Annotated in this window: 17 protein-coding genes; 15 read left to right on the forward strand and 2 right to left on the reverse strand. The window is 63.9% G+C overall.

The genetic code is table 11. From position 1 onward, the window contains the following. Window positions 1-105: 105 nt before the first annotated feature. Window positions 106-1,560, reverse strand: coding sequence for a cryptochrome/photolyase family protein (locus CR152_RS12600; protein ID WP_099875212.1), 1,455 nt, complete (start codon window positions 1,558-1,560; stop codon window positions 106-108). A 181-nt stretch (window positions 1,561-1,741) separates the two neighbouring features. On the opposite strand from CR152_RS12600, the gene CR152_RS12605 reads away from it, so the two are divergent. From CR152_RS12605 to CR152_RS12630, 6 genes are all read left to right on the forward strand, one after another. Beyond that, a complete protein-coding gene (locus CR152_RS12605; RefSeq protein ID WP_099875213.1) occupies window positions 1,742-2,404 on the forward strand; it encodes a YqgE/AlgH family protein in 663 nt (220 codons plus the stop codon). Between the two features lie 89 nt (window positions 2,405-2,493). Continuing rightward, window positions 2,494-2,835, forward strand: a complete 342-nt coding sequence (gene ruvX / locus CR152_RS12610) for a Holliday junction resolvase RuvX (protein ID WP_229413812.1) — start codon at window positions 2,494-2,496, stop codon at window positions 2,833-2,835. Then, a complete protein-coding gene (gene pyrR, locus CR152_RS12615; RefSeq protein ID WP_099875214.1) occupies window positions 2,819-3,337 on the forward strand; it encodes a bifunctional pyr operon transcriptional regulator/uracil phosphoribosyltransferase PyrR in 519 nt (172 codons plus the stop codon). Before ruvX ends, pyrR begins: the two co-directional genes overlap by 17 nt. Next, window positions 3,330-4,295, forward strand: a complete 966-nt coding sequence (locus tag CR152_RS12620) for an aspartate carbamoyltransferase catalytic subunit (protein ID WP_099875215.1) — start codon at window positions 3,330-3,332, stop codon at window positions 4,293-4,295. The genes pyrR and CR152_RS12620 overlap by 8 nt, the downstream gene beginning before the upstream one ends. Before the next feature lie 2 nt (window positions 4,296-4,297). Next, window positions 4,298-5,614, forward strand: a complete 1,317-nt coding sequence (locus tag CR152_RS12625) for a dihydroorotase (protein ID WP_099882270.1) — start codon at window positions 4,298-4,300, stop codon at window positions 5,612-5,614. 65 nt (window positions 5,615-5,679) lie between these two features. Next, on the forward strand, window positions 5,680-6,429 hold the full coding sequence (locus CR152_RS12630; protein WP_229413367.1) for a lysophospholipid acyltransferase family protein: 750 nt from the start codon (window positions 5,680-5,682) through the stop codon (window positions 6,427-6,429). Here the strand turns inward: CR152_RS12630 and CR152_RS12635 are convergent. Beyond that, complete coding sequence (locus CR152_RS12635) at window positions 6,426-7,277, reverse strand: symmetrical bis(5'-nucleosyl)-tetraphosphatase (RefSeq protein ID WP_099875217.1); 852 nt, start codon at window positions 7,275-7,277, stop codon at window positions 6,426-6,428. The two genes, CR152_RS12630 and CR152_RS12635, sit on opposite strands and share 4 nt — an antisense overlap. 69 nt (window positions 7,278-7,346) lie before the next feature. Between CR152_RS12635 and rfbB the strand changes: the two genes are divergently transcribed. The 9 genes from rfbB (at window position 7,347) to waaA (ending at window position 16,300) form a co-directional block, all read left to right on the forward strand. After that, window positions 7,347-8,411, forward strand: coding sequence for a dTDP-glucose 4,6-dehydratase (rfbB, locus tag CR152_RS12640; RefSeq protein WP_099875218.1), 1,065 nt, complete (start codon window positions 7,347-7,349; stop codon window positions 8,409-8,411). Between the two features lie 8 nt (window positions 8,412-8,419). After that, window positions 8,420-9,301 carry a glucose-1-phosphate thymidylyltransferase RfbA gene (rfbA, locus tag CR152_RS12645; RefSeq protein ID WP_099882272.1) on the forward strand — a complete coding sequence of 294 codons (882 nt, stop codon included), beginning with the start codon at window positions 8,420-8,422 and terminating at the stop codon, window positions 9,299-9,301. After that, window positions 9,301-9,846 carry a dTDP-4-dehydrorhamnose 3,5-epimerase gene (rfbC, locus tag CR152_RS12650; RefSeq protein WP_099875219.1) on the forward strand — a complete coding sequence of 182 codons (546 nt, stop codon included), beginning with the start codon at window positions 9,301-9,303 and terminating at the stop codon, window positions 9,844-9,846. The genes rfbA and rfbC overlap by 1 nt, the downstream gene beginning before the upstream one ends. Next, window positions 9,843-10,733 carry a dTDP-4-dehydrorhamnose reductase gene (rfbD, locus tag CR152_RS12655; RefSeq protein WP_099875220.1) on the forward strand — a complete coding sequence of 297 codons (891 nt, stop codon included), beginning with the start codon at window positions 9,843-9,845 and terminating at the stop codon, window positions 10,731-10,733. The genes rfbC and rfbD overlap by 4 nt, the downstream gene beginning before the upstream one ends. 219 nt (window positions 10,734-10,952) lie before the next feature. Continuing rightward, window positions 10,953-12,047, forward strand: coding sequence for a glycosyltransferase family 4 protein (locus CR152_RS12660; protein ID WP_099875221.1), 1,095 nt, complete (start codon window positions 10,953-10,955; stop codon window positions 12,045-12,047). 81 nt (window positions 12,048-12,128) lie between these two features. Continuing rightward, window positions 12,129-12,437 carry an H-NS histone family protein gene (locus CR152_RS12665; RefSeq protein WP_099875222.1) on the forward strand — a complete coding sequence of 103 codons (309 nt, stop codon included), beginning with the start codon at window positions 12,129-12,131 and terminating at the stop codon, window positions 12,435-12,437. A 200-nt stretch (window positions 12,438-12,637) separates the two neighbouring features. Further along, window positions 12,638-14,020 (forward strand): phosphomannomutase/phosphoglucomutase, encoded by a 1,383-nt coding sequence (locus CR152_RS12670; protein ID WP_099875223.1) that lies wholly within the window; start codon window positions 12,638-12,640, stop codon window positions 14,018-14,020. A gap of 22 nt (window positions 14,021-14,042) precedes the next feature. Beyond that, on the forward strand, window positions 14,043-15,023 hold the full coding sequence (gene waaC, locus CR152_RS12675; protein ID WP_099882275.1) for a lipopolysaccharide heptosyltransferase I: 981 nt from the start codon (window positions 14,043-14,045) through the stop codon (window positions 15,021-15,023). Then, window positions 15,023-16,300: a lipid IV(A) 3-deoxy-D-manno-octulosonic acid transferase gene (gene waaA / locus CR152_RS12680; RefSeq protein ID WP_099875224.1), complete on the forward strand. Its 1,278-nt coding sequence runs from the start codon at window positions 15,023-15,025 to the stop codon at window positions 16,298-16,300. Before waaC ends, waaA begins: the two co-directional genes overlap by 1 nt. Window positions 16,301-16,305: the final 5 nt, after the last annotated feature.

Raw genomic sequence — 16,305 nt, forward strand, 5'->3', positions numbered from 1 at the left:
CCGCGCCAAGGCGGCACTCGGCGGGAACCCAAGTTCCCTCTCTGTAGTCTCGGGTGGAACACGAAACTTGGGTTCCCGCCTGCGCGGGAACGACGGTGGCTGCAGTTATCCCGCCTTCACCACCGCATACCGCTCCAGCGTCTTCGCCCGCGCCTCGTCATGCCTGACAATCGGCGCCGGATAATCCTTCCCCAGCACGACCTTCTTCTGCGCCAGCACGATCGGCGGCACGGTCCACGGCGCGTGAATCTCCTTGTCCGACAACCCATCGAGCTGCGGCAGATAACGCCGGATGAACTTCCCCTTCGCGTCGAACCTCTCGGACTGCGTCACCGGATTAAAAATCCTGAAATAGGGCTGCGCATCGCATCCCGACGACGACGCCCACTGCCATCCCCCATTGTTCGACGACAGATCGTAGTCGTTCAGATGCAGCGCAAAATACGCTTCTCCGCGGCGCCAGTCGATGCCCAGGTCCTTGATCAGAAAACAGGCCGTGACCATGCGCAGGCGGTTATGCATGTAGCCGGTCTGGTTCAACTGCGCCATGGCCGCATCGACCAGCGGATAGCCGGTACGCCCCTCGCACCACGCGGCGAACGCCTCGTCGGCCTCGGGCCCGGTTTCGAACGCGATCGCATCGTAGGCCGGCTTGAACGCGCGTTCGACGACGTGCGGATGGTTAAACAGAATCATGGCGTAGAAATCGCGCCAGATCAGTTCCGACAGCCACACCGGCGCGCCTTCGCCGCCAGCCCCGCGCGCAATCAGCTCCGTCACCGTGCGCACCAGATGGCGCAACGACAGGGTGCCGAAGCGCAGATGCACCGACAGATACGACGGCCCCTTGACCGCAGGGTAGTTGCGCGCCTCGCCGTAATCGGCAATGCGCCCTATGAAGTCCTCGAACAGCTGCGCCGCACCGCTCATGCCGGTGGGGATCGACAAGGCCGACAGATTGGTCGGCTCGAAACCGATCTCGCGCAGCGTCGGCAAGGGCGCATCGTCCACCGGAGGCGCAAGGCGCGCCGCATGCGGCTCGACCGAATACGGCACCACGCAATCCGGTTCGGCCGCCATGCGTTTGAGCCAGGCGTTCTTGTATGGCGTGAACACCGAGAAGTTCTGCCCCGCCAGCGTGAGCACCTCGCTTTTCTCGAAAATGACCTGGTCCTTGTAGCTGAAAAAGCGCCGGCCCTCGGCCTCCAGGCGGTTCGCCACGGCCGCATCGCGCGCGATCGCCTGCGGCTCGTAGTCGCCGTTGACGAAGACCGCGTCCACGCCCAATTGCGCGGCAAGTGTTGGAATTGCCTGCGCCGCGTCGGCATGGCGTACGATCAGATAGCCGCCCAATTGACGCAATTCCGCATCGAGTTCGGCCAGGCTGGCATGAATGAACTCGACCCGGCGGTCGGCTCGCGGTAAACTATCGAGGATTGTGTTATCGTAAATGACCGCGCAATAAACGCTGTTCGACGACGTTAGCGCATGATGCAATGCGGCGTGATCGAAGGCGCGCAAATCGCGGCGGAACCAGACGAGCGATTTACTCAATGTCATGATGGTGTTCGGTGTCAAGAAGGGAAGGGGAATTATCGGCTACCATCGCAGTTAGCTGCGCGCGTGATGGCGCTTCCGGTGGTGGAGGCCGCAAATCAGTGTAAACTATCGAAAATTCCATCGTTTGCAAGCCCGGATACTAGCAGTAAACATCAGAGAGCGAGCAGAGAGAGTGACGCGTATGAAGAAAAGCAAAATCGGCAAAACTCTGCCCGTGCCCGGCATGTCGCAGGACGACGAGGTTCGTCTCGACGAGGGCAATGCCATGGCATCGGCGTCCACCTTGAACCTGGCAAATCATTTCCTGATAGCGATGCCATCGATGCAGGACCCGATTTTCGGCGGCACCGTGGTCTACATCTGCGAGCACAACGACAAAGGCGTGCTTGGTGTCGTCATCAACAAGCCGACCGACATGACCATGGAAGTGCTGTTCGAGCGCATCGACCTGAAACTGGCCGACGGCCTGCGCACGGCCGTCGTCAACGAACCGATCATGTTCGGCGGCCCGGTGCAGGACGACCGCGGCTTCGTGCTGCACACGCCCGGCGCGCGCTATTCATCGTCGCTGACGGTGACCGAGGACGTGGCCTTCACCACCTCGATCGACGTGCTCGAAGCGGTGGCCAACGGCGACGGCCCCCAGCGCCTGCTGGTCTCCATCGGCTACGCCGGCTGGAGCCCGGGCCAGCTGGAAGATGAAATCGGCCGCAATGGCTGGCTGACGGTGGGCGCCGACGCCCACGTGCTGTTCGACCTGCCGATCGAGGAGCGCTACAACGCCGCCATTAAACTGCTTGGCATCGACCCGCTGATGCTCGCCTCCGAGGCCGGCCATGCTTGACCAGCACCACGGGAACTGCGCGCGTGGCTGAAGCGGCGATTGAACTCGTATTCGGCTTCGATTTCGGCATCAAGCGTATTGGGATAGCGATGGGGAACACCCTGACCGGTCAGGCGCAGCCGCTCGCGGTGGTCAACGCCATCGACAACGCGGCCCGCTTCAAGCAGATCGGCGACCTGATTGCCGCCTGGGCCCCGGCCCGCCTGGTGGTGGGCGAACCGCGCCATCCCGACGGCACGGAACACGACATGACGCTGCGCTGCCGCCGCTTCGCCAACCAGCTGCACGGGCGCTTCAACCTGCCGGTCACCCTGGTCGACGAACGCTATTCGTCGGCCGTGATTCACGCCAAACGCGGCCAGATCATCGATGACCAAGCCGCCTCCATCATTTTGCAACAATACTTTGACGACCATGCCAACAACAACTAAGCAGTTCGACGCCGAGGCGCTGTACCAGACGCTGCTCGGCCAGGTGCGCGACGGCTTGCACGGGGTGCAGGACGCGGCGATCATCGGCATTCACTCGGGCGGCGCCTGGCTGGCCGAACGCCTCGCGGCCGATCTGGGCCTGAAGGACCGCCTGGGCTTCATCGACGTCTCGTTTTACCGCGACGACTTTGCCAAGAAGGGCCTGCATCCGGACGTAAAGCCGACCCACATCCTGTTCAACGTCGACCGCGCTCACATCGTGCTGGTGGACGACGTGCTGTACACCGGGCGCACCACGCGCGCGGCCATCAATGTGCTGTTCGACTATGGCCGTCCGGCGCGCATCATGCTGGCGGCGTTGGCCGACCGCGGCGGGCGCGAGCTGCCGGTGGCGGCCGATTTCGTCGCCACCTCGGTCGCGCTGGAAGCCAATCAGTCGCTCGCGCTGGCGCGTGCCGGCGACGGGCAATTTTCGCTCACCATAGAAGAAGACCATGCTTAATCCGCAACTGAATAAAAATGGCGAACTGCAGCACCTGTTAAGCATCGAAGGGCTGCCCAAATCGATCGTCAATCATATCCTCGACACGGCGTCGAGCTTTGTCGGCATCTCCGACCGTGAAGTGAAGAAGGTGCCGCTCATGCGCGGCAAGAGCGTGTTCAACCTGTTCTTCGAGAACTCCACGCGCACCCGCACCACCTTCGAGATCGCGTCCAAGCGCCTCTCGGCCGACGTCATCAACCTCAATATCCAGGCGTCGTCGGCCAGCAAGGGCGAGTCGCTGCTCGACACCATCGACAATCTGTCGGCCATGCACGCCGATATGTTCGTGGTGCGCCATGCGCAGTCGGGCGCGCCCTACCTGATCGCCAAGCACCTGATCGATACGAAGCAGTCGCACGTCCACGTGGTCAACGCGGGCGATGGCCGCCACGCGCACCCGACCCAGGGCTTGCTCGACATGTACACGATCCGCCACTACAAGAAGGACTTCACCAACCTGCGCGTGGCCATCGTGGGCGACATCCTGCACAGCCGCGTGGCGCGTTCCGACATCCATGCCCTGACCACCCTGGGCGTGCCGGAAGTGCGCGCCATCGGCCCGCATACCTTGCTGCCGGGCGGGCTGGAACAGATGGGCGTGCGCGTGTTCACCAACATGGACGAGGGCCTGAAAGACGTCGACGTGATCATCATGCTGCGCCTGCAGAACGAACGCATGAGCGGCGCGCTGCTGCCGTCGGCGCAGGAGTATTTCAAGAGCTACGGCCTCACGCCCGAGCGCCTGGCGCTGGCCAAGCCCGATGCGATCGTGATGCATCCGGGCCCGATGAACCGGGGCGTGGAAATCGATTCGGCGGTGGCCGATGGCGCGCAGGCGGTGATTTTGCCGCAGGTGACGTTCGGGATCGCGGTACGGATGGCGGTAATGAGTATTCTGGCAGGAGCGCAAGGGTGAACGTGAACAACCATCTTCATATCAAGAACGGGCGCCTGATCGACCCGGCCAACGGCATCGACGCAGTAACGGATTTGTTTATCATCGACGGCAAGGTCGCTTCGACCGGCAGCGCCCCGGCCGGATTCAATGCCGGCAACAGCATCGACGCCACCGGCCTGGTGGTCGCTCCCGGCCTGGTCGACCTGTCGGCGCGCCTGCGCGAACCGGGTTACGAATACAAGGCTACCCTCAAGTCCGAGATGCAGGCGGCGATGCAGGGCGGCGTGACCAGCCTGATTTGCCCGCCCGATACCGATCCGGTGCTGGACGAACCGGGCCTGGTCGAAATGCTCAAGTACCGCGCCGGCAAACTGCAGCAGGCGCACGTGCACCCGCTGGGCGCGCTGACCATGGGCCTGAAGGGCAAGGCGCTGACGGAAATGATGGAATTGACGGAAGCGGGCTGCATCGGCTTTTCGCAGGCCGAGGAAGTCATCGAAGACACCACGGTGCTGCTGCGCGCCCTGCAGTACGCCAAAACCTTCGGCTTCACCGTGTGGGTGCGTCCGCAGGATGCGCACATCGGTCGCGGCGGCATCGCCCACAGCGGGCCGCTGGCGTCGCGCCTTGGCCTGGCCGGGGTGCCGGTCATGTCCGAGACGATCGCGCTGCACACTGTGTTCGAACTGGTGCGCGCCACCGGCGCGCGCGTGCACCTGTGCCGCATGTCGTCCGCCGCCGGCCTGGAGCTGGTGAAGGCGGCCAAGAAGGAAGGCTTGCCGGTCACCTGCGACGTGGCGGTGCACCATGTGCACATGACCGACGCCGACATCGGTTTTTTCGATTCCAACGCGCGCGTCACGCCGCCGTTTCGCAGCCAGCGCGACCGCGATGCGATCCGCGCCGCCCTGTACGACGGCACCATCGACGCGATCTGCTCCGACCACACCCCGGTCGACGACGACGAGAAGCTGCTGCCGTTCGGCGAAGCGTCCCCCGGCGCCACCGGGCTGGAACTGCTGCTGTCGCTGGCGATCAAGTGGGCCGACGATTACGCCGGCATGCAGCACGGCGCTGCCGGGTCAAGCTCCCCGCTGTCGCGCGCCATCGCCAAGATCACGACCGATGCGGCACGCATCGCCGGCCTGACGGTGGGCCAGCTTGCGCCAGGCGCTGCCGCCGATGTGGTGGTGTTCGATCCGGCCGCGCGCTGGACGGTCGAAGCGTCGGCGCTGGCCAGCCAGGGCAAGCACACGCCTTTCCTCGGCTACGAACTGGCCGGGCAGGTCAAGGCGACCATCGTGGGCGGACGCATCGCGTTTCAGCGCCAGGTTTAGCACTTAAAGTGGCATGCGGCGCATAACGCCGCATGCAACCGGCATTTCCGTTCCTTTGGTGTCATGTGAAGATCAAGCTCTATTTCCGGCTGTGCCGCGTGTTTTTCCATCTGTTGACCGGCCTGTCCGCGTGCGCATTCGTGTTCCCGTGGGCCAGTCACCGGCTGCGCGACCGCGTGACCCAGAGCTGGTCGCGCCGTCTGGTGAGCATCTGTGGCGTGACTGTGATGCCGTCGACCGGCGTGCCGGCGCTGGCGCACGCGATGGTGGTGGCCAATCACGTCTCGTGGCTCGATATCTTCGTGATCAACGCGCTGTACCCGTGCCGCTTCGTGGCCAAGTCGGAAATCCGCGAGTGGCCGGTGCTCGGCTGGCTGGCGGATAAGGCCGGCACGGTATTTCTCGCGCGCGGCAACCGGCGCGACCTGCGCCAGATTTTCAAGGGCCTGGTGCTCAAGCTGGAGCAGGGCGAGCGTGTCGCCTTCTTCCCCGAAGGGACCACGGCGCAGCAGGGCAGCCTGATGCCGTTCCATGCCAATCTGTTCGAGGCGGCGGTGGACGCCAAGGTAATGGTGCAGCCGTATGCGGTGTGCTACATGGACGATACACAGCGGCTGCTGCACCCATCAATCGAATTTATCGGCGATATGACTTTCGCCCAGAGCATGGTGGCGATTCTGTCCGGTCCACCGGTATTCGCTCGCCTGGTTTGCTCTGAGCCGATCAATGCCGCCGGCGCGCACCGGCGCGACGTGTGCGCCGCCGCGCATGCCGCGGTGGGCGCGGCGCTGTCCCAGGAAATCGTCGGCCGTTAGGCCTTTTGTTTGCCGGGCTGCTTGTACTCGGGGCAGTCGACCTGCAGCAGGCTGCGGTCGTTCAGGCACAGCGCCGTCAGTTTGCCGCCCCACACGCAGCCGCTATCGAGGCCGATGACGTCCGGGCGCAGCAACAGGCCGAGGGCCGACCAGTGGCCGAACACCACCGGGGTGCCGGCGCTGCGGCGGCCAGGCACGTCGAACCACGGCAGCAAGCCTGACCCCGGCGGCGCGCCCGCGCTTTCCTTTTCCTTGAAGTCCATGGTGCCGTCCGGCGCGCACAGGCGCATGCGCGTGAGCGCGTTGACGATGCAGCGCAGGCGCGCCAGGCCAGTGAGCGAATCGTCCCAGCGCGCCGGCTCGTTGCCGTACATGTCGCGCAAAAAATCGATCCAGCCGGGCCCGCGCAGCACCGCTTCGACTTCCGCCGCCAGCGCCATGGTCTGCGCCGCATCCCACTGGGGCGCCACGCCGGCATGCACCAGCAGGTGGCCTTCGGCCATCATCGCCAGCGGGCGATGACGCAGCCAGTCGATCAAGTCATCGCGCTCGGGCGCGGCCAGGATGGCGCTAAGCGTATCGGACTTCGACATTTTTTGCGCGCCCGCGGCGACGGCCAGCAGGTGCAGATCGTGGTTGCCGAGCAGGGCGTCGCTCTTGCCGCCGCTGGCGCGCGCCAGCGCCGCCACCTGGCGCAGGGCGTCGAGCGAGGCTGGGCCGCGGTTGATCAGGTCACCCACGAATAGCACGCGCGCCCGGCCCGCCGCATCTTCCTCGATCCGTTTGAGAAGGACGGCGGCTTCGTGGGCGCACCCTTGCAGGTCGCCAATTACGTAAGTTCTTAACAATTCAATTCCAGTACTGGCGGGTTTCACATAAAATCGTGGTTTCAAATTTCCGACCTCCGCGGATACTAAATGATTTTTGTAACCGGTGGTGCCGGTTTTATCGGATCCAATTTCATCCTCGACTGGCTCGCGCTTGGCGACGAGCCGGTATTGAATCTCGATAAGCTGACGTATGCAGGCAATCTGAATAATCTCGCGCGGCTCAAGGACGACCCGCGCCACCTGTTCGTGCAGGGCAATATCGGCAACCGCGCGCTGGTGGCGCAGCTGCTGGAGCGGCACCGCCCGCGCGCGCTGGTCCATTTCGCCGCCGAGAGCCATGTGGACCGCTCGATCGACGCCCCGGGGGACTTCATCGCCACCAATATCAATGGCACCTTTGCGCTGCTCGAGGCGGCGCGCGCGTATTGGCAGGATCTGGCCAGCGCGCAAAAAAGCGCGTTTCGCTTCCTGCACGTGTCGACCGATGAAGTGTATGGCACCCTCGGTCCGGGCGACCCGGCGTTTACCGAGCGCACCGCGTATGCGCCAAACAGCCCGTATGCGGCTTCCAAGGCGGCGTCGGACCATCTGGTGCGGGCCTGCCATCACACCTACGGCTTGCCGACCCTGACCAGCAATTGCTCGAACAACTATGGTCCCTACCAGTTCCCCGAAAAGCTGATTCCGCTGATGATTGCCAATGCGCTGGCCGGAAAGCCGCTGCCCGTGTACGGCGACGGGCAGCAGGTGCGCGACTGGCTGTATGTGGGCGACCATTGTGCGGCGCTGCGCCGCATTCTGGCGTCCGGGCGGCCGGGCGAGGTGTATAACGTCGGCGGCTGCAATGAAATGAAAAATATCGATGTGATACACACCCTGTGCGATCTGCTCGACGCCGCGCTGCCGCGGGCGGCCAGCGCGGCTAGTTATCGCAGCCAGATCGCGTATGTGGCGGACCGCCCGGGCCACGACCGGCGTTATGCGGTCGATGCCGGCAAGCTGCGGCGTGAATTGGGCTGGGTCCCGGCCGAGACGTTCGGCAGCGGGATCGCCAATACGGTGCGCTGGTACCTGGAGCACCGCCAATGGGCGGCCGATATCGCCTCGGGCGCTTATCGGAATGGGCTGGCGGATGCGGGAGCGGCGGCATGACGGCGGCGCTGGCGCGCAAGGGCATTATCCTGGCGGGCGGCTCCGGATCGCGCCTGTATCCGGTCACCACCAGCGTCTCCAAGCAATTGCTGCCTGTGTACGACAAGCCGATGATTTATTATCCGCTCACGACCCTGATGCTGGCCGGGATTCGCGATATCCTGATCATTTCGACCCCGCAGGATACGCCGCGTTTTCACGCGCTGCTGGGCGACGGCAGCGCCTGGGGCATTAACCTGCACTATGCGGTGCAGCCGTCGCCCGATGGCCTGGCGCAAGCGTTCATTATCGGGCGCGATTTTGTCGGCGCGCAGCCTTCGGCCTTGATTTTGGGCGACAACATTTATTACGGTCATGGACTCGATCATAAATTGAACATGGCCAATGCCCGCGCCGATGGGGCCACGGTATTCGCGTATCACGTGCACGATCCGGAGCGTTACGGGGTGGTGGAATTCGACCGGGACCAGAATGCGCTGTCGATCGAGGAAAAGCCGCGGCTGCCGAAATCGCATTACGCGGTGACCGGTCTGTATTTTTACGACAAGCAGGTGTGCGACATCGCCGCGTCGATCCGGCCTTCCGCACGCGGCGAACTGGAGATTACCGATGTTAACCGTGCCTATCTGGCCGCCGGGCAATTGCGGGTGGAAGTGATGGGACGCGGACTGGCCTGGCTCGATACCGGCACCCATGAATCGCTATTGGACGCCTCGCAATTTATTGCCACCATCGAGAAGCGCCAGGGTTTGAAAGTCGCGGTCCCCGAGGAAATTGCTTACCGCAAGGGTTTTATCAGCGCCGCCGACCTGGAAGCGCTGGCCCAACCGATAAAAGATAATGCTTACGGGCAGTATTTGCTGCAAGTCTTAAATGATAGGATTTTCTGATGAAAGTCACGCCCACCGCCATTCCCGAAGTGCTGATCCTGGAGCCGCGCGTGTTCGGCGACGACCGGGGATTTTTCTTCGAGAGTTTTAACGAGCGCAAATTCGAGCAGCTGACCGGTGTCGCCGCCCATTTTGTCCAGGATAATCATTCCAAATCGGCCAAGAATGTGTTGCGCGGCCTGCATTATCAGATCAGCCAGCCACAAGGCAAACTGGTGCGCGTGAGCGCGGGTGCCGTGTATGACGTGGTGGTCGATTTGCGGAAATCGTCGGCCTTTTTCGGGCGCTGGATCGGGCTCGATCTGTCGGCCGAAAACCAGCGTCAGCTGTGGGTGCCGCCCGGCTTCGCGCATGGCTTCATGGTCACCAGCGAGAGCGCCGAGGTGCAATACAAAACCACCGATTACTGGGCGCCTGAGCTGGAACGGGTGATCCTCTGGAACGACCCCGATATCGGGATCGAGTGGCCTCTGCGCGGGCTGCCCATGTTATCGGGCAAGGATAGCAAGGGTGCGCTGCTGGCGCAGTCCGACGTGTTTCCGTGAGGATTTTACTCACCGGCGCAAGCGGGCAGGTCGGGCATGAACTGGCGCGCAGCCTGCTTCCGCTGGGCGAACTGGTCACGCCCGGGCGCAGCGAGTGCGACCTGGCTGATCTGGACCAGCTGCGCGCAGTGCTGCGCGCCGTGCGGCCCGGACTGATCGTCAACGCGGCCGCCTACACGGCCGTGGACCGTGCCGAAGCCGAGGGCGCGCTGGCGCTGCGCATCAATGCCGATGCACCCGCCCTGATGGCGCAGGAAGCCCGCGCGCTGGGCGCCGCGCTGCTGCATTATTCCACCGATTACGTGTTCGACGGCAGCAGCGGCGGCGCTTACGCCGAGACCGATACCCCGGCGCCGCTGAATGTCTATGGGCAGAGCAAGCTTGCCGGCGAACAGGCGATTGCCGCCGCCGGCATTCCGCACCTGATATTGCGCACCAGCTGGCTGTACGGCATGCGTGGCAATAATTTTCTGCTGACCATGTTGCGTTTGGCACGCGATCGCGCGCAGCTGCGCATCGTCGCCGACCAGCATGGCGCACCCACCTGGAGCCGCACGGTGGCCGATACAAGCGCGCGCCTGCTGGGCCTGGCGCTGGCGGGCGGCGCGCCGTGGTGGGAGCGGCACGGCGGCCTGTACCACCTCAGCAGCCAGGGCCAGACCAGCTGGGCCGGCTTTGCCGAAGCGATTTTTGCCGATGCCGGGTCAAGCTGCCAGGTGATCCCGATTACCGCCGCCGAGTACGGCGCCAGCGCGCGCCGGCCCGCCAATTCCCTCTTAGATTCCAGCAAATTGATGGCCCTGTGCGGCCCATTGCCGCACTGGCGTACCGCCTTGGCCGATTGCCTGGCGACAGCGGCCGCAAGCGGCGGCCACGCGCAGGATTGAGCAAAAGCGCCGCAACAGGCGCCGATGACGCTCTTTTTTGCATAAAACCTGCGCATCGTCGCCCGCGGCCCCCCATTGTGGCGTAATTAAGGGGCGGGTAATCCGGTACAATCACGGATTACCTTCATACCAGATCATGGCGACGGCAACACTGACCGCATGCGTTGGTCCGCCGGGTAGGGCACGAGCCTGCCCGCGTTTTTGCATATATAAATAATAATGTTTTCATTTCTCGTGAGTTTTGTCGCTTCCGCCTTGCTGACCCTGCTTGTAATCAAGCAGGCCAGGCTGCATGGCCCCGCGCTCGATGCCGATTTCTTCGGCGTCCAAAAAGTCCACTCGCATACCGTGGCGCGCATTGGCGGGCTGCCGATTTTCATGGCGGTCGTCATCAGCGCGCTCATTTCGATCTGGCGTGTGCCGGCCATGGCCGGCTGGCTGATGTCGCTGATGATGTGCGCGGGCGTTGCATTTGTCGGCGGCATCGTCGAAGACTATACCGGCAATGTCAGCGCCTTGCGCCGCCTGGTATTGACCATGGCGGCCGCCTTGCTCGGTTATTTCTTGCTCGACGCCAAACTCGACCGTATTGACTTTCCCTTCAGTTCGTGGCGTATCATGTATATCTGGGTGGCGGTACCGCTGACCGTGCTGGCGGTGGCCGGGATCGCCAATGCGATTAATATCATCGACGGTTTTAATGGTCTGGCCAGTGTGGTAACCATTTGTATGCTGATCTCGCTTGGTTATGTGGCATGGCAGGTGGGCGATGTGTTCGTGCTGGTGGCGGCGCTGATGGTGGCCGGCGCCACGGCCGGCTTCCTGATCTGGAATTACCCGGTCGGCCTGATATTCCTGGGCGACGGCGGTGCGTATTTTATCGGCTTCATGCTGGGCGAACTGGCGCTGCTGCTGGTAATGCGCAACCCCGAAGTGTCGACCTGGTATGCGGCGTTGCTGTTGATATATCCGGCCTTTGAAACGATTTTCTCCGCCTATCGCCGCATGTTCTTGCGTGGCAAATCCCCCGCGATGCCCGATGGGATTCACCTGCACAGTCTGATTTTCCGGCGCATCGTGCAATGGGCGGTCGGACGCAAAGAAGCGCGCGCCCTGATGCGCCGCAATTCGTTAACATCGCCCTACCTGTGGATGTTTTCCCTGATGGCGGTAATCCCGGCCACGGTGTTCTGGAAAGATACGGGCGTATTGATTTTTTTCTGTTTATTGTTCATCGTCAGTTATGTGTGGCTGTATGCGCGTATTGTTCGATTTAAGTCACCCCGGTGGCTCATACTTCGCAAGAAGGACTAGCATTAATACACGGATGTAGTATATTGCGACAATTGGTGAGATTTCACTTAATCTGTTTCAACCCACTTTGAAGGAACGATGATGGATCTGTCAAATATGTCCGTTGGTGACCTGCGCAACCTGCAGGATCAAATCAAGCAAGAAATGAAGAAGCGCGAGCACCAGGAAGTCGCCAAGGCGCGTGAACAGATCCTGGCAATTGCACAGAGCGTTGGTGTGCCACTAAAGGACCTGATTGGTACCGGCATCCGCGCCAAGACCGGCAGCGTGGCCGTGCGTTATCGTCATCCGGACAATGCAGCCCAACAATGGACTGGCCGCGGCCGCCAGCCGAAATGGGTAAAGGAATGGATCGACGGCGGCAAATCGATCGACAAACTGCGCGTCTAGTCGTTTTCCATGTAGCGGCAGGATCGGCGGGCCGGCAATTCCCAACAGCCCCGCTTGCCGCTACAATATCAACCACGTTCTTTTAACCGCTTTCCCCCTCATTCATCCCGACGCACTGTTTGCAAGCCCGGTACCGCCTGTTTCCGCATGGCGCACGCCAGCATCCTGCCGCGCCGCGACTTTCCTAAGGTTTCTATCCCATGCTTCCACTTTCCAAGACGATCTTCAAAGCCTACGACATTCGCGGGGTTATCGGCAGCACGCTCGACGCCGGCATCGCGCGCCAGATCGGCCAGGCCTTCGGCACGGCCGCGCTGGCCAAGGGCGAACGCACCGTCGTGATCGGCCGCGACGGACGCCTGTCCGGTCCGGAGCTGACGGCAGCGCTGGCGCAAGGCTTGCAGGCGTCCGGCGTCGATGTGATCGACCTGGGCGTGGTGGCCACGCCGATGGTTTATTTCGGCACCAACGTGCTGGGCGCGGCCTCGGGCATCATGGTCACGGGCAGCCACAATCCGCCCAACTACAACGGCTTCAAGATGGTGCTGGCCGGTGAAGCGATTCACGGCGAGACCATCCAGGCGCTGTATCACAGCATCGCCGCGCACGACGGCAGCGCCGCCGCCACGCCCGGCGCCTACAGCACCCACGACATCCGCGCCGCTTACCTGGAGCGCATCATCGGCGACGTCAAGCTGGCGCGCCCGATGAAAATCGCGGTCGACTGCGGCAACGGCGTGGCCGGCGCCTTCGCCGGCGACCTGTATCGCGGCATGGGCTGCGAAGTGATCGAACTGTTCTGCGAAGTGGACGGCACCTTCCCGAACCACCATCCCGATCCGGCCCACCCGGAAAACCTGCAAGACCTGATCCGCTGCCTGCAGGAGACCGACGCCGAAATCGGCATCGCTTTCGACGGCGACGGCGACCGCCTGGGCGTGGTCACCAAGGATGGCCAGATCATCTATCCGGACCGCCAGATGATGCTGTTCGCGGCCGATGTCCTGTCGCGCAATCCAGGCGCCGAGATCCTGTACGACGTCAAATGCACACGCCACCTGGCGCCGTGGATTTCCAAGCATGGCGGCCGTCCCCTGATGTGGAAGACCGGCCACTCGCTGGTCAAAGCCAAGCTGCGCGAAACCGGTGCCCCGCTGGGCGGCGAGATGAGCGGCCATATCTTCTTCAAGGACCGCTGGTACGGTTTCGACGACGGCCTGTATTCCGGCGCGCGCCTGCTCGAACTGCTCACGAAAGAGAGCGATCCGTCGGCCATGATGAACGCGCTGCCGCAGTCCGACAGCACGCCCGAACTGCACCTGCACCTGGCCGAAGGCGAAAACGTGGCCCTGATCGAGCGCCTGCGCAACGAAGCCACGTTCCCTGGCTCCGAGCGCATCATCGACATCGATGGCCTGCGCGTCGAGTATCCGGACGGTTTTGGCCTGGCGCGTTCGTCCAACACCACCCCGGTGGTGGTGATGCGCTTTGAAGCGGAAACGCCGGAAGCGCTGCGCCGCATCCAGAGCGAATTCAGGCGCGTGATCGTGGCCGTGCGGCCCGACGCCGAACTGCCGTTCTGAGCGCGAGCCCCGCTTGGCGCGCCTGAACATCCTGTTGGTGCGCGTGTCGTCCCTGGGCGACGTGCTGCACAACCTGCCGATGGTGGCCGACATCCTGCGCCACCATCCCGACGCCAACATCGACTGGGTGGTGGAGGAGGGCTATGTCAGCCTGGTGCGCCTGAACCCGCACGTGCGCCGCATCATTCCGTTCGCCTTGCGGCGCTGGCGCAAGAGCCTGGGCAAGAAGGAGACGCGCATGCAAATTCGCGGCTTCTTCAAGGCCGTGCGCGAAGAGCAGTACGACTACGTGTTCGACACGCAAGGCTTGCTCAAGACCGGCATCATCATGGGTGCGGCGCGCGTGACCGAGGGCGGGCGCAAGGTCGGCCTGGCCAACGGCAGCGAAGGCTCGGGCTACGAAAGCATCTCGCGCATCTTCCACACGCAAAGCATTCCCACCGATCCGCGCACGCACGCGGTGGCGCGCGGGCGCCTGGTGGCCGCCGCGGCGCTTGGCTACGCGGTCGATACCCAGCCCGACTTCGGCCTGCCGGGGCCGGACCATGCCAACCGCCCGGCATGGATGCCGGCCGGAGATTACGCGGTGTTCTTCCACGGGACCGCGCGCGACGCCAAGAAATGGGCGCCGGAGAACTGGATCGCCACCGGCCGCGCGCTGGCGCCCTTGCCGGTGCTGCTGGCCTGGGGTTCCGCACTTGAAAAGGCCGAAGCCGACACGCTGGCGGCCAGCCTGCCGAATGCCACCGTGCTGCCCAAGCTGTCGATGGATGAAGCGGTCAGCCTGGCGCGAAACGCGGCGCTGGCGATCGGCGTCGACACGGGCCTGACCCACATCGCCGCCGCCTTCATGCGCCCCGTGATCGAGCTCTATTGCGACTCGCCCAAGTGGAAGACCGAAGGCAACTGGTCGCCGCACATCATCAACCTGGGCGACAAGGGCGCACCGCCCGCCGTGGCCGAGGTGCTGGCCGCCGTCAAGCAGCTGCGGAGCGCGGCCTGATGCGCACCTTCTACAGCGTCATGTGGTACCTGGCCTTGCCGCTGGTGCTGGGGCGCCTGTGGTGGCGCGGCTTCAAGGAACCGGGCTACCGCCAGCACTGGCTCGAGCGGCTCGGCTTCTACGGCGGCCGGGTGGCCGGCTGGCATACGATCTGGGTGCATGCGGTGTCGGTGGGCGAAACGCGCGCCGCCGAACCGCTGATCGACGCGCTGGTCCAGGCTTATCCCGACAGCCGCATCCTGCTGACCCACATGACCCCCACCGGGCGCGCCACCGGCAAGGCGCTGTTTTCCAAACATGGCGAGCGCCTGATCCAGGCCTATCTGCCGTACGACACCGTGGGCATGGTGAACCGCTTCATCCGCCAGTTCACGCCGCGCATCTGCATCCTGATGGAGACCGAAGTCTGGCCGAACCTGATCGCCACCTGCGGCGAGCGCATTCCGGTCGCACTGGTCAACGCGCGCCTGTCGGAACGCTCGCTGCGGCGCGGTCAGCGCTTCGGCAAGCTGATGACCGATGCCGGCCGTGGCATCGCCCTGGTGGCCGCCCAGACCGAGGCCGACGCGGCGCGTCTGCGCTCGTTCGGCGCGCCGAACGTGGAAGTCACCGGCAGCATCAAGTTCGATGTGGTGGTCCCTGATGCGGCGCTGGAGACGGGCGCCTGGCTGCGCGCGCGCATCGGCGAGCGCCCGGTGCTGCTGTGCGCCAGCACGCGCGACGGCGAGGAAGCGCTGATCCTCGACGCGTTCAGGAAGATGGCGATGCCGGCCGGTCCGGCGCCGCTCCTGGTGATCGTGCCGCGCCACCCGCAGCGTTTCGACGACGTGGCGGCGCTGGTGAAGGAGCGCGGCTTCTCGCTGCTGCGCCGCTCGGCCATCGGGCAGGAGGACGTCGCGCAGTTGATTGACACCCAGGTACTGCTGGGCGACTCGATGGGCGAGATGTTCGCCTACTACGCCGCATGCGACGTGGCCTTCGTCGGTGGCAGCCTGCTGCCGCTGGGCGGGCAAAACCTGATCGAGCCGTGCGCGCTCGGCAAACCGGTGCTGGTCGGGCCGCACACCTTCAATTTTGCGCTGGCCACCGACGACGCCATCGCCGACGGCGGCGCCATCCGCGTGCCGGACGCCGCCGCGCTGCTCAGCGAAGCGGCGCGCCTGCTCGCCGACCCCTCCGCGCGCGCCGCCATGGGGCGGCACGCCGCCGCATATGCACAACGCCACCGCGGCGCGACGGCGCGCACAGTTGGTTTATTGCGACGATTGATTTATTAGGCTTT

The organism is Massilia violaceinigra (assembly GCF_002752675.1).
In the GTDB taxonomy this organism is placed as follows: domain Bacteria; phylum Pseudomonadota; class Gammaproteobacteria; order Burkholderiales; family Burkholderiaceae_D; genus Telluria_A; species Telluria_A violaceinigra.

What these genes read in the sequence shown, in the direction of transcription:
- CR152_RS12600 (WP_099875212.1), bottom strand. Translation starts at nt 1,560, where the DNA reads ATGACATTGAGTAAATCGCTCGTCTGGTTCCGCCGCGATTTGCGCGCC.
- CR152_RS12605 (WP_099875213.1), top strand. Translation starts at nt 1,742, where the DNA reads ATGAAGAAAAGCAAAATCGGCAAAACTCTGCCCGTGCCCGGCATGTCG.
- ruvX (WP_229413812.1), top strand. Translation starts at nt 2,494, where the DNA reads ATGGGGAACACCCTGACCGGTCAGGCGCAGCCGCTCGCGGTGGTCAAC.
- pyrR (WP_099875214.1), top strand. Translation starts at nt 2,819, where the DNA reads ATGCCAACAACAACTAAGCAGTTCGACGCCGAGGCGCTGTACCAGACG.
- CR152_RS12620 (WP_099875215.1), top strand. Translation starts at nt 3,330, where the DNA reads ATGCTTAATCCGCAACTGAATAAAAATGGCGAACTGCAGCACCTGTTA.
- rfbB (WP_099875218.1), top strand. Translation starts at nt 7,347, where the DNA reads ATGATTTTTGTAACCGGTGGTGCCGGTTTTATCGGATCCAATTTCATC.
- rfbC (WP_099875219.1), top strand. Translation starts at nt 9,301, where the DNA reads ATGAAAGTCACGCCCACCGCCATTCCCGAAGTGCTGATCCTGGAGCCG.
- CR152_RS12660 (WP_099875221.1), top strand. Translation starts at nt 10,953, where the DNA reads ATGTTTTCATTTCTCGTGAGTTTTGTCGCTTCCGCCTTGCTGACCCTG.
- CR152_RS12665 (WP_099875222.1), top strand. Translation starts at nt 12,129, where the DNA reads ATGGATCTGTCAAATATGTCCGTTGGTGACCTGCGCAACCTGCAGGAT.
- CR152_RS12670 (WP_099875223.1), top strand. Translation starts at nt 12,638, where the DNA reads ATGCTTCCACTTTCCAAGACGATCTTCAAAGCCTACGACATTCGCGGG.
- waaA (WP_099875224.1), top strand. Translation starts at nt 15,023, where the DNA reads ATGCGCACCTTCTACAGCGTCATGTGGTACCTGGCCTTGCCGCTGGTG.